11 protein-coding genes are annotated in these 12,626 nt (G+C 41.9%); 3 read left to right on the top strand and 8 right to left on the bottom strand.

Annotated elements, in window-relative coordinates; genetic code table 11:
* Positions 1-10: 10 nt before the first annotated feature.
* Entirely contained in the window at positions 11-1,222 is a 1,212-nt protein-coding gene (fabB, locus tag F0227_RS05210) for a beta-ketoacyl-ACP synthase I (protein ID WP_171752123.1), read from the bottom strand.
* A 202-nt stretch (positions 1,223-1,424) separates the two neighbouring features.
* Between fabB and mnmC the strand changes: the two genes are divergently transcribed.
* Positions 1,425-3,449, top strand: a complete 2,025-nt coding sequence (mnmC, locus tag F0227_RS05205; protein WP_171752122.1) for a bifunctional tRNA (5-methylaminomethyl-2-thiouridine)(34)-methyltransferase MnmD/FAD-dependent 5-carboxymethylaminomethyl-2-thiouridine(34) oxidoreductase MnmC — start codon at positions 1,425-1,427, stop codon at positions 3,447-3,449.
* Positions 3,450-3,469: 20 nt separating this feature from the next.
* Here mnmC and F0227_RS05200 read toward each other — a convergent pair whose 3' ends face one another.
* The 5 genes from F0227_RS05200 to prmB form a co-directional block, all read right to left on the bottom strand.
* Positions 3,470-4,684 (bottom strand): GGDEF domain-containing protein, encoded by a 1,215-nt coding sequence (locus tag F0227_RS05200; protein ID WP_171752121.1) that lies wholly within the window; start codon positions 4,682-4,684, stop codon positions 3,470-3,472.
* Positions 4,685-4,907: 223 nt separating this feature from the next.
* Positions 4,908-5,171 carry a YfcL family protein gene (locus tag F0227_RS05195; protein ID WP_171752120.1) on the bottom strand — a complete coding sequence of 88 codons (264 nt, stop codon included), beginning with the start codon at positions 5,169-5,171 and terminating at the stop codon, positions 4,908-4,910.
* Between the two features lie 8 nt (positions 5,172-5,179).
* On the bottom strand, positions 5,180-5,710 hold the full coding sequence (locus tag F0227_RS05190; RefSeq protein ID WP_171752119.1) for an elongation factor P hydroxylase: 531 nt from the start codon (positions 5,708-5,710) through the stop codon (positions 5,180-5,182).
* Between the two features lie 162 nt (positions 5,711-5,872).
* Entirely contained in the window at positions 5,873-6,958 is a 1,086-nt protein-coding gene (aroC, locus tag F0227_RS05185; protein WP_171752118.1) for a chorismate synthase, read from the bottom strand.
* A 257-nt stretch (positions 6,959-7,215) separates the two neighbouring features.
* Positions 7,216-8,151, bottom strand: a complete 936-nt coding sequence (gene prmB, locus F0227_RS05180; protein WP_171752117.1) for a 50S ribosomal protein L3 N(5)-glutamine methyltransferase — start codon at positions 8,149-8,151, stop codon at positions 7,216-7,218.
* 53 nt (positions 8,152-8,204) lie between these two features.
* On the opposite strand from prmB, the gene smrB reads away from it, so the two are divergent.
* Positions 8,205-8,735 (top strand): endonuclease SmrB, encoded by a 531-nt coding sequence (gene smrB / locus F0227_RS05175; protein ID WP_171752116.1) that lies wholly within the window; start codon positions 8,205-8,207, stop codon positions 8,733-8,735.
* Between the two features lie 11 nt (positions 8,736-8,746).
* Here the strand turns inward: smrB and sixA are convergent, their stop codons facing one another.
* Positions 8,747-9,217, bottom strand: a complete 471-nt coding sequence (sixA, locus tag F0227_RS05170) for a phosphohistidine phosphatase SixA (protein WP_171752115.1) — start codon at positions 9,215-9,217, stop codon at positions 8,747-8,749.
* 270 nt (positions 9,218-9,487) lie between these two features.
* Here sixA and F0227_RS05165 point away from each other — a divergent pair, with 270 nt between their 5' ends.
* Positions 9,488-12,265, top strand: a complete 2,778-nt coding sequence (locus tag F0227_RS05165) for an insulinase family protein (protein ID WP_171752114.1) — start codon at positions 9,488-9,490, stop codon at positions 12,263-12,265.
* A 32-nt stretch (positions 12,266-12,297) separates the two neighbouring features.
* On the opposite strand, the gene F0227_RS05160 is transcribed toward F0227_RS05165, so the two are convergent.
* Positions 12,298-12,573 (bottom strand): nitrogen fixation protein NifW, encoded by a 276-nt coding sequence (locus tag F0227_RS05160; RefSeq protein ID WP_171752113.1) that lies wholly within the window; start codon positions 12,571-12,573, stop codon positions 12,298-12,300.
* Between the last annotated feature and the right edge of the window lie 53 nt (positions 12,574-12,626).

The following is a 12,626-nucleotide window of genomic DNA, read 5'->3' as shown; positions in this document are numbered from 1 at the left end:
CCTTTACGGATTAAGCTTCATATTTTTTTATGACCAAAGTGGCATTTGTACCACCAAAGCCAAAGCTGTTAGACATAACGGTCTTAAGCTCAGTATCGCGTTTTTCTGTCACGATATCTAAACCATGAGCCGCTTCATCAAGATTAACAATATTGATACTTGGTGCGATAAAACCGTTGTCTAGCATCAGGGTTGAGTAGATAGCCTCATGCACACCAGCAGCGCCTAGAGCGTGACCAGTCATCGCTTTAGTAGCAGAAATGGCTGGGCTGTTGCCACCAAACACTTCTTGAATCGCTTCTAACTCTTTACCATCACCAACAGGTGTTGAAGTACCGTGAGTATTCACATAATCCACGCTATCAACATCTTGCATCGCAATGTTCATACAACGTACCGCGCCTTCACCTGAAGGAACAGTCATATCGTAGCCGTCAGATGTTGCGCCATAACCCACGACTTCACCATAAATTTTTGCGCCACGCGCTAATGCGTGCTCGAGCTCTTCGATAACGACAATGCCGCCACCACCAGAAATAACGAAACCGTCACGATCGGCGTCGTATGTACGAGAAGCAATATCCGGCGTCTCGTTATATTTTGTCGATAATGCGCCCATCGCATCGAACATCATTGTCTGAGTCCAATCGAGCTCTTCACCACCACCGGCAAAAATAACGTCTTGTTTGCCTAGTTGAATCAGTTCCACAGCGTGACCAATACAGTGAGCAGAGGTTGCACATGCAGAACTCATAGAGTAGTTAACACCACGAATCTTAAACGGTGTCGCCAAGCAAGCTGATGTTGTTGAAGACATGGTACGCGGAACCATATAAGGTCCAACACGACGAACGCCTTTTTCACGAAGAGTATCTACCGCAACACGTTGGTTGATGGCAGATGCACCACCTGAACCGACCACAATACCGGTACGGTCATTTGACACAACATCTTCTGGCAAGCCTGCATCTTCGATCGCTTGCTCCATTGATAAATATGCATATGCGGCTGCATCACCCATAAAACGCATTTTTTTGCGGTCAATATGTTCTGCAGGGTTGATTTTTAAGTCACCCCATACTTGAGAACGTAAGCCCATCTCTTTAAATTGCTCAGATGCGTTTATGCCTGATTTGCCTTCTTTTAACGATACCAATACTTCTTCAACGTTATTACCGATACTAGAGACAATTCCCATACCAGTGATGACAGCGCGTTTCATTTCATATTCCTATAAATATTAAGTCAGTAAGATAATAACCAAGTTACAACACAAAAGTGGTCAGCTTTCCTATAAAGCCGTACAATTCAAACCAATTATTCGACATATACCCAAACTACTTAGGCTTGCAGGTAGGTTTCCAGTTACCTGTCACACTGCTGCAGCTTCAAGTAGCAAGAGTATAGCAACACTCGGCAAGACGATGACAACAATTACCAATGCCAATCTTGATTGGAATGATGCTGGAACTCCTGTTTCAGAACAATTTGACGACGTATATTTTTCCAACACTAATGGGTTAGAAGAGTCAAAATATGTTTTTCTTCAGCAAAATAATCTACCAGAAAGATGGCAAACATATGAACAACGCCGCTTTGTTATCGCCGAAACTGGATTTGGTACTGGATTAAACTTTCTTGCAGTATGGCAGTGCTTTGAAAAATTTCGAGCAGAATATCCAAATTCACCACTAAAAGAACTACATTTCATCAGTTTTGAGAAATTCCCCTTAAACAAGACTGATTTATATAAGGCGCACCAATCTTGGCCAGAGCTTGCAACATACGCCAAAGAGTTGCAGCAAAATTACCCAATCGCTCTTCCTGAATGCCATCGCATAGCCATGGCAAAGGGTATGATAACTCTTGATCTCTGGTTTGGGGATATCAAAGAGACTTTACCCAGTGTCCCTGTTAACGATGCTGGTATTGTAGACTGCTGGTTTCTTGATGGGTTCGCTCCAAGCAAAAATCCAGACATGTGGAGCCAAACACTGTTTGATGGCATGGCTCAACTGGCAAAAGTTGGCAGTAGCTGCGCAACTTTCACTGCTGCGGGTTTTGTCCGCCGAGGCTTAATTGATGCCGGCTTTGAAATGAAAAAAGTTAAAGGGTTTGGCCATAAAAGAGAGATGATTGCTGGGACACTTCCGGATAAACAGTTCAAGGGTAACATACCAGCTTGGTTTGCTAGACCTGATACAGATAATGTTGAGGATATTGCTATTATAGGAGGCGGCATCGCCAGCGCTATATTAGCAGATAAGCTATGCCGAAGAGGTAAAAAAGTCACCCTGTACTGCCAAGATGAAGAAGCGGCTCTCAATGCATCAGGAAACCGACAAGGAGCACTTTACCCATTACTCAACGGCTCTCACACCGGTGTATCACGCTTATTTGCCCCGGCTTTCTTATACGCGAGACAATATGTCGAACAGCTAGCAAAAACCATCTATTTTGATCATGATTGGTGTGGCGTCACTCAATTGTTATGGGATGAAAAGTCCGATAACAAATTAAACAAACTGCTTGAGGGGCATTTTCCTGAACAACTTGTACATAAGCTGACCGCAGAACAATCTAGCAAAGTTGTTGGGCTACCTATCGACTGCCCGAGTGTCAGCTACCCTCTTGGTGGCTGGCTCGCGCCTAGACAGCTGACGCAGAACTTACTTACACACCTTCAGTCGGAACACAATCTTTCTGTTCACTTTAACTGCAAAATAGATAAACTAGATTATCTAGATAACGATAAATTGTGGCAATTAACATCAGAAAAACAGCCATTTAAACATCAGTCTGTGGTGATCGCCAATGGCCATCAGTTCACTCATTTCCACCAGACTCAATCTATTGCCGCAACGTCTGTTAAGGGGCAAGTTTCCCATTTACCTACCACAAAAAACTTAGCCAAGCTGAATACGGTACTCTGTTATAACGGTTATATGACGCCTTCCAATCCACGAGATCAACTGCACTGTATCGGCGCAAGCCATGATCGAAACTGTGTCGATCAAGATTTTGACGCAGAGATACAACAAGAGAACAGGTATAAGTTGCTCCGTAGCTTACCAAAACAGCAATGGCCGAAGGAAGTTGATGTCAGTGACAATCTCTCTCGTCAGGGCGTACGCAGTGTAACACGAGATCACCTGCCCTATGTTGGAAATGTTTGCGACTTAGAAAAAATAGCCAATGAGTACGCCGATTTAAAAAATAATAAAGCATCTGCATCTAACGTTGCCAGTTACCCTAACCTATACTGTTTTGCTGCATTAGGTGGCAGAGGGTTATGTTCCGCTCCATTAATGGCAGAAGTGTTAGCCAGCCAAATATGTAACGACCCGCTGCCATTACCAAATGAGATGTTAGAGGTGATTCATCCGGGGAAAATGTGGATAAGAAGGTTGCTAAAAGGAAAGCCTATCAATGCATCTCATTCACTTTAGCACTATCGCCAGCTATGACATTAGTTAACTAATTCAGCGGAGTACTCCACTCTATTCCGGCCATTATTTTTGGCAGAATAGAGTGCGGTATCGGCTTGTTTTACAACAGCCTGATAATCTCGATGTTTGAAACTGTTATCAGCAACACCAAAGCTCATCGTTAGCATCTCTTTTTCTGTCGTAAATTTAGGACGATAGTTACTGAGGTAATATTGAAGGCTATTGGCCACCTGCAACGCTTCTTTGAGTGACAGTTTGGGCAATACAATCATAAACTCTTCTCCTCCCCATCTTCCCACCTCTCCTGATCGACCAATAAGATCCGTGAGTATTGAAGCCACCTCAATAAGTGCTTGGTCTCCCACATCATGCCCATACTTATCATTGGTTGCTTTAAAATAGTCTAAGTCGCATAAAATAACCGAAAACTGGCGATGGTTTTGAACGGATTTTTTAAACTCCTGTTCAACTATCGACTCAATTTTTCTTCTATTAAATAGATTCGTAAGACTATCAGTCGTGGCTAATTTTTCCGTCTCTTTTAGCAGCACTTTTTGTAATGCCGCCCGCTCTTCAGTAATACTAAAAAGACGGCCACTAACCATTAACTGTAATGAAAAAACAAACAGTGTCATCGCCACAATAGTCGCCATAACAAGTATGGTCTCGTAGGATGAGATAGAGAAGTAATCAGTAGGGGAACCTTCAACAAACGCAAAATAGGCCCGACAAGAAGAGATAATCGCCAAGGATACAATGGCAACGCCAAGACTATAAATAAAATTGCTATCTCCGCTTTTTACCTTGATATAAAGCAGATACAGCATATGAGAATAAGTCACCAGTATCATGCTACTAAAGACAATAATGCGGCTAGAAACATCGTACTCAATTAAAGTGAAATAACTGTATAGTAAGGTAAAGAGAATGGTGTAGGCGTAGTAAATACTTTTGTACAACTTTATTTTCAAGAATGCACTAAGTCCAAACAGAAACAGTACATTGCTAAAAAACATCAATATATTGGCGACAATAACCGTTAACAGTATGGGTAATTCGCCTCTAAACACCCCTAACGAAAGACCAAGGGAAAAAAGAAAGAAGCCCGCAAAAAAGTAACCTAAACCAGAGAAACGCCCTTTATTCTGCCACCAAGTTATAGCAAATACATAGGTACTGATGTATTCAACAAAGACAAAAACAACTACCGCTGTTTTCATGTCAAACCCATTCATTTCTGCACCTAATGATTTTTGTTATTTAGGCTAACATTTTATCAAGCAAATAAATTTATTCTGTCGCTCAGATCAAATTTTTAAATGGAAGCAATGTCAAACTTTTCAATCTGTCGTTACATTCTAATTTCTTTAGGACAAATCGAGTTATTAGAGAAAAAATAACAAGTTAGTATCATTGCTCTATATCTAGCGATAACATCAACATGATTTATTAAAAAGCTCAAATCGCTTTTTTTAGCTCATACCATAACGCCATGACAATAACGCGGTCAGCAGGAGATAACTCAGACTTTGCTTGCTCTAAGCTAGTTGCTATCTTCTCTTCCAACACAGCAATATCATCAATGTCCAATGCTTCACAGTCTGCAACCGCAAGAGATATATGCCCTCGCAAGTAGCCACCGGCAAATAACTCATCATCTGACGCTGTCGTAACTGATGCATCAATTTTTTCTAATATTTTCTCTTCATATTGTAAAATCATAGTGTTCTCTATCGTACTTCAAATTGGTCAATATCAAGCTCAGCAATACTGTAAAAATGTCGTAATGCATTACTCAACGCTAATAACCTTGGTGGCAGTCCTGATGATAATGTCGTGGCAACTTGATTATAAACTTGCTGCATAAACGCCAACCTATCTGGCTCAAAATCGCCATGCAGATTGTCACAACTAACCGTAAATGAAAAGCCCGCACTTACAGAGAGTATCCATTCATAAGCTTGAGGAAGGATTTCTACCGCTTCAAATTCTCGCTGCACTGCCTCTGTTCGCCCATCTGGCTGATACCAGTAACCATAATCTTGTTGCTCTCTTCTTTCTGCCCCCGCTACACACCAATGGGCTATTTCATGTAGCGCAGAAGCGTAATAACCGTGGGCAAATAGAATACGGTGATAACTTACTGTCTCGTCAGCTGGTAAATAGATCGGCTCATCATCACCTAGCATTAGACGAGTATTAAACTGTTCAAAAAAGGTTTGATTAAAAATGGAGATTAAATCTGAATAGTGATGTTGCATAATATATCTACAAATGTGTTGATCATTTGAAAAAGCAAACGACATCTTCGCCTAGTTACTTACTTCAAAGAGCAAGCAAGGCCAACAACTTAGCGCCACTGAAGAACAAAGAGCAAGAAAGACAAACTCTCTTCCTTGCTCTCACGTCATCAGGCTCTACTACTAAATTTTTGGGGTTTCAGTAGTAACAGAAAAGTTCTGTCCACGATGGCGAAGTAAATGATCCATAAGGACGATGGCTAACATAGCTTCTGCAATTGGCACTGCACGAATACCTACACAAGGATCATGGCGACCCTTAGTGATGAGTTCAGTGGCCTCTCCTGCTTTTGTTATTGTCTCACCTGGAACCGTAATGCTGGACGTTGGCTTAAGAGCAATACTTGCGACAATATCTTGCCCAGTAGAAATACCCCCTAAGATGCCTCCAGCATGATTAGATTTAAAACCAGTTGGCGTTAGTGGGTCTCTATGTTCACTGCCTTTTTGCGCAACCACTTCAAAGCCGTCACCAATTTCCACACCTTTAACAGCATTAATGCTCATCAATGCATGAGCGATATCAGCATCTAAGCGATCAAAGATAGGTTCGCCTAATCCAACAGGTACATTGCTTGCAACAACCTGAATTTTGGCACCAATTGAATCGCCCTGTTTTTTCAGTTCTCTAATAAGCAGGTCAAACGCATCCACTTTGTCTGCATCAGGAGAGAAAAAGGCATTGTTTTCGATCTCATCCCAATCGACTTTATCGATAGTGACGTCTCCCATCTGCGAAAGATAGGCTCTCACTTCGATACCAAACTCTTGTTGCAAGTACTTCTTAGCAATAGCGCCTGCTGCAACACGCATCGCAGTTTCTCGAGCAGAAGAACGTCCTCCGCCTCGATAGTCTCGTACCCCATACTTTTGGTGATAGGTATAATCTGCATGACCGGGACGAAACTTGTCTTTAATTTCGGAATAATCCTTTGAACGCTGATCAGTGTTCTCAATTAATAGCCCGATTGAGGTACCAGTCGTTTTGCCTTCAAATACTCCAGATAAAATTTTCACTTCATCCGGTTCTCTTCGGGCAGTAGTATAACGAGACGTCCCTGGACGACGGCGATCCAAATCCTTTTGTAAATCAGCTTCAGTAATCTCAAGTCCTGGAGGACAACCATCCACAATACAACCTAATGCAATACCGTGACTCTCTCCGAATGTGGTTACCGTAAAGTGCTGACCAATACTATTTCCAGCCATTAAATCCTCATTATCTTGTTCGCGTTTTTAAACGTTAATCACTCACATATCATCAATTCACATTGAACTTCTGGCAACATGCTTAGTTACATCTGCTTTATAGAAAGCGCCTTAGCACGGAGGGTGAGTAAAAAATGGTATTGCTTTCATGTTCGCTTTATCCGCGCACGATGTAAACCCTTTCTAAACAAAAAAAGACCAGAATATTTCTGATCTTTTTGAGGGTTTTACTCAGCAATGACAATTGCCGTTCCATGTTAGTCGATATAAAGACTAAAATGATCTGCACATTCAACTAGCTGCTGGCGTGTCAGCATGAATACACCATGACCGCCGTTTTCAAATTCGATCCAAGTGAACGGTATTTCAGGGTACTGTTCCATCATGTGCACCATAGAATTACCGACTTCACAAATCAAGATGCCATTTTCACCTAAATAATTAGGAGCGTTAGCCAGTATACGTCGAACTAACTTGAGTCCATCCGTTCCCGCCGCTAGACCCAGTTCTGGCTCGTGAGTGAACTCCTCTGGCAGACTAGCCATATCTTCCTGATCAACATAAGGAGGATTAGAGACGATAATATCGTAGCTATCGTCTTTGGCTAAATCTCGGAAAAGGTCAGAACGGATAGGAAATACCTGCTGTTCCATACCGTGGCTCTGAATATTTTGTTCAGCCACTTCTAAAGCATCAGTAGAAATATCAATTGCATCGACTTCCGCGTCTGGAAAGGCGTGAGCACAAGCAATCGCTATGCATCCACTTCCGGTACATAAATCCATAATGCGATATGGCGAGTCAACTAACCAAGGTTGAAATTGAGCTTCGATTAACTCTCCTATTGGTGAACGAGGCACCAAAACGCGTTCATCTACATAAAATTCCAGCCCACAAAACCACGCTTTGTTGGTCAAATATGCCGTAGGAATTTTATCGTTAATGCGTTTAACCACTCTGGTCACAATGCGACTGCGCTCAGATGTGGTAAGGCGAGAATTTAGTACGTGTGGGGGTATATCGATAGGAAGATATATTGTCGGTAAGATCAATTGAACGGCTTCATCCCATGAATTATCCGAGCCATGTCCATAAAATAGACCCGCTGCGTTAAATCGACTTACAGTCCAACGAAGCATATCCTGAAGTGTTGATAACTCTGAAACCACTTCATCTACAAAAATCTTATCCAAAATTGTCTCCAAAAAGCGCTACAATACCCGCATCTAACAAAGAATGATTAATTATGAGCAACAAAGACCAAAACTTTGATGACGACTTTGCCTTATTTCAAGACGCAGTTAAGGGCATAAAAAAGTTGCGACAGGATACCATAATCCAAAAACCAAAAAGAGACATTAAGCAAAAAGATACTCAACGGTTTGACAGAGAAGCAAAAGATAATGAGTTTTTCTTCTCAGATGAGTTCGTTCCGCACTTAGATGCTGAGGGCCCAACTCGATATGCCAGAAGCGATGTTTCGAAATATGAGGTAAAACGACTTCGTCGTGGTGTCTATGTTCCTGACGTCTATCTCGATATGCACGGCATGACCCAACAAGAAGCCAAAGCGGAATTAGCCGCCATGTTAGCTCATTGTGTTAGAGAGAATGTGCACTGCGCGTGTGTTATGCATGGTATTGGTAAACACATATTAAAACAAAAAGTGCCCATCTGGCTGGCTCAGCATCCGGATGTTATGGCTTACCACCAAGCTCCATTAGAATTTGGTGGTAATGGCGCTCTGCTTATACTGCTTAGCATTGCCGAAAAATAATGTTTATTCTGTTAAGGGTGAATATGCCATAACAGTTCACCACACATTGTCTCTGCATCGTACTCGATACACACAAGCCCAGAAGTGGGAAACATGGGTGGTGCAATACCTGAAACAAACTCTGCGGTTAAATAGCCAACAAGAGGAAGATGAGACACCAGCAAAACCGTATCAAGGTTTTTGCTCGCGATCAGTGCAGATACATAATGAAAAACATCGGATGAGGTTCCATACGGAGTGATGTCTTGGTAAGTAGAGAAACCGTCATCATGAGTGGTAAAGACACTAGAAATGGTCTGCCATGTCTGTTGAGCTCGTATGTATGGACTCACTAACACCGAGTCAAATTGATGAAACCCCTGACGTTCACACGCTCGAGCCACCGCTAATGATTGCTCTCGCCCTCTCGTCGTCAACTCTCTTTCCGCATCGCTATTAGCAAAATGCTCTGCCTCACCATGCCGCATAATAAACACTTTCATTGTTGCTTCCCGTACAGATATTTTCTAGGTCAAATTACATCCCCGGGCGGTCTCTTGGTGTTGCCGGCATCGAGAGTGACTAGGGTATAGTAAGCAAAGCAAAATAATATAAATATATCAATTACCTTGCTCAAAAAGTCTGGCATTATATAACGATAAACATCAAAAAATGTCGTAAAAACCATGAAAGCACAATAAATTGCCCACTTAGTTTGCAGCAATCCGTATCAACGCCATACTTAACTAACACGCTCTATTTGGAGACCGCTCGTGCACTTAAGCTCAAATGATCACAATCATTATCGATACCTCTGTTTAGATAATGGTTTACGAGTTTTACTTATACAAGATAGTCAGGCTCAAAAATCCGCAGCAGCACTAGCAGTTAACGTGGGACACTTTGACGATCCGAAAGATAGAGAAGGATTAGCTCATTACCTAGAACATATGCTGTTTTTAGGAACAGACAAGTATCCAAAGGTTGGTGAATTTCAGCATTTTATCAGCCAGAACGGCGGTCACAATAACGCTTGGACAGGAACCGAACATACCTGTTACTTCTTTGATGTTATCCCTAGTGCCTTTAGCCAAGCTTTAGATCGTTTCAGTCAGTTTTTTGTATTACCGCTGTTTAATGCTGAAGCGTTAGACAAAGAGAGAGAAGCTGTCGACTCGGAGTATCGTCTAAAACTACAAGATGATATGCGCAGGCTGTATCAGGTACATAAAGAGGTTATTAACCCTTGCCATCCATTCAGCCAGTTCTCTGTCGGTAATATTGATACACTTGCGGATCGTGAAAATAGTACCATCAGAGAAGAGATCATCGCCTTTTACCAGCAACACTACTCTGCTGATCTGATGACTTTATCGGTACTCACGCCAGATGATCTTGATTCATTAGAATCTGAAGTGCGACAGAAGTTCTCACAGATTAACAATCAACAGCTGGAACACAAGGGTATAGATGTCCCTCTCGTGAGAGATCAAGACAAAAGCTTATTTGTTAAAGTTTGCCCAGTTAAAGAAGCAAGAAAACTGATCATCTCTTTCAATTTTCCAAACCTAGACCAAGAGTACAACTGCAAACCTCTCTCCTACTTTGCTCATCTCATTGGTGCGGAAGGTAAAGGGAGCTTGATGCTAACCCTAAAAGAGCAAGGATGGATAACGTCATTAGCCGCTGGTGGCGGAATAAATGGCAGTAACTTTAGAGAATTTACCGTCAACATCAACCTAACCCAGCAAGGTATGGGTTATCAAGACGATATTATCCTAGCTCTGTTCCAGTACATAGAGTTGATAAAACAGCAGGGAATCAATGAGTGGCGCTTTAAAGAGAAGCAAGCGGTACTAGAGTCCGCCTTCCGCTTTCAGGAAAAAGCCCGTCCAATGGACTTGGTCAGCCATTTGGTGATGAATTTACAGCATTACCCACAAGAAGATGTCGTGTATGGCGACTACAAAATGACAGACTATAATGAGACGTTATTAACGTCCATGCTGACCTATTTAACCGCCGACAACGCCAGAATCACATTAATCAGCAAAGAGGGCCGTTTTGATCGCACGGCCAAGTGGTACCAAACTCCTTACTCTGTCACTCCATTTACAACTGAGCAGTTAAACAACTGGAGTAATGTTGATCTTAATCCTGAGCAATCGTTGCCTGAAAAAAACCCGTTTATCTGCTATCACTTAGACCCGCAAGAGTTAGAAAGTGATGCCTCTGTCCCGCAACTGATTGAAGAACTTCCCGGTTTTCGGTTATGGCATCTTCAAGAGAGAGAGTTTAGAGTACCAAAAGGCGTGGTCTATATCGCTATAGATAGCCCACATGCCGTCTCTACTCCCAGAAAAATAGTCAAGATGAGACTCTGTGTTGAGATTTTCTTAGATAGTTTGGCTACACAAACTTATCCTGCAGAGATTGCAGGTATGGGATACAACGTTTATGCCCACCAAGGTGGGGTAACGTTATCTATCTCTGGTTTTAGTCAGAAGCAACCCGAACTGCTCAGCATGATCTTACAGCAGTTTACTAACAGAGAATTTAGCCAGCACCGATTTGACACCATCAAAACACAGATGCTTCGAAACTGGCGTAATGCAGCAAAAGATCGCCCTATTTCGCAACTTTTCAATGCCATGACTGGACTATTGCAACCAAATAACCCTCCTCATCCCGCCTTAATTGAAGCATTGGAGTCGATAGAGGTTGATGAGTTAGCGACATTTGTAGAGGCAATTATTGCTGAACTTCATATTGAAATGTTCGTCTATGGCGATTGGACCCGTCAGCAAGCAACTCAGTTGGCCACGACCCTCAAAGATGCCATGAGAGTAAAGAATCAACAGTATGAAGAGTCACTTAGACCACTGGTGATGCTTGGAAATTCAGGCACATTCCAAAGAGAGCTAGCCTGTGACCAAGATGACTCCGCTATCGTTATTTATTATCAATCACCACACTGCGATCCTAGAAGTATTGCCTTATACACCTTGGTTAATCACCTAATGTCCGCTTCATTTTTCAATGAAGTTAGAACCAAGCAACAATTAGGTTATATGGTTGGTACAGGAAATATGCCGCTAAATCGTCATCCCGGTTTAGTCTTATATGTCCAGTCACCTAAGTTTGCCCCCAACGATCTATTGCAGGCCATTGATGAGTTCCTAAACGACTTCTATTTGCTATTGCTTGAGCTAAGTGAATCTCAATGGCTAAACAGTAAGCAGGGGTTATGCAACCAAATCGCCGCGCCAGATAATAACCTAAGAGGCAGAGCACAGCGGTTTTGGGTCGCTATAGGCAATAAAGATCTAGAGTTTAATCAAAAAGAACTTGTGCTGGACGAAATAGAGAAACTAGATAAAACAGAAATGATACGCTTTGTGGTCAATGTACTTAAGCCTCGCACCGCTAACCGGTTAATTCTCCATTCAAAAGGAAACAATCATCAGCACTCTTGTTCTATCAACATTGGTAATGAGATTGGCAATATTGAAGAGTTTCAACTCAGGCCAAAAGATATAGAACTGGGTTAGTTAAACTCAAATAGCAGTAAGAAACCGTCGATTTATCGTCGTTGGCAAGATGTACAGCCTCGACATGCAGAACGAGTATGTGGGTCTAAACGGCCCCGTTGTACTTTACAATAAGCATTTTTAAGCGCACGCCTTGCTGAAAACCAATCATCTGGTTTTTCTAAAATTAGATAACCATTAAATCTTTTTACCAGTTGAGTACCATATTCTTCAATAAACTTACTATCAAACTCAATATCAAAGTAAGTTAGTGCTTGCTCAATTGAAGTAAACTTAGCAATGGTTTGCTGAATAGTTTCATCGTTCATCATCATACCACCAGTTCATTTATGGAGTAGCTCTCTTCAAACTCGCTGTATAT

Source organism: Vibrio sp. 99-8-1 (assembly GCF_013114595.1).
Classification (GTDB): Bacteria; Pseudomonadota; Gammaproteobacteria; order Enterobacterales; family Vibrionaceae; genus Vibrio.
The sequence above is the reverse complement of the archived record's forward strand: the minus strand, read 5'-3'. Positions and strand labels throughout refer to the sequence as shown.

What these genes read in the sequence shown, in the direction of transcription:
- fabB (WP_171752123.1), bottom strand. Translation starts at nt 1,222, where the DNA reads ATGAAACGCGCTGTCATCACTGGTATGGGAATTGTCTCTAGTATCGGT.
- mnmC (WP_171752122.1), top strand. Translation starts at nt 1,425, where the DNA reads ATGACAACAATTACCAATGCCAATCTTGATTGGAATGATGCTGGAACT.
- F0227_RS05200 (WP_171752121.1), bottom strand. Translation starts at nt 4,684, where the DNA reads ATGAATGGGTTTGACATGAAAACAGCGGTAGTTGTTTTTGTCTTTGTT.
- F0227_RS05195 (WP_171752120.1), bottom strand. Translation starts at nt 5,171, where the DNA reads ATGATTTTACAATATGAAGAGAAAATATTAGAAAAAATTGATGCATCA.
- F0227_RS05190 (WP_171752119.1), bottom strand. Translation starts at nt 5,710, where the DNA reads ATGCAACATCACTATTCAGATTTAATCTCCATTTTTAATCAAACCTTT.
- aroC (WP_171752118.1), bottom strand. Translation starts at nt 6,958, where the DNA reads ATGGCTGGAAATAGTATTGGTCAGCACTTTACGGTAACCACATTCGGA.
- smrB (WP_171752116.1), top strand. Translation starts at nt 8,205, where the DNA reads ATGAGCAACAAAGACCAAAACTTTGATGACGACTTTGCCTTATTTCAA.
- sixA (WP_171752115.1), bottom strand. Translation starts at nt 9,217, where the DNA reads ATGAAAGTGTTTATTATGCGGCATGGTGAGGCAGAGCATTTTGCTAAT.
- F0227_RS05160 (WP_171752113.1), bottom strand. Translation starts at nt 12,573, where the DNA reads ATGAACGATGAAACTATTCAGCAAACCATTGCTAAGTTTACTTCAATT.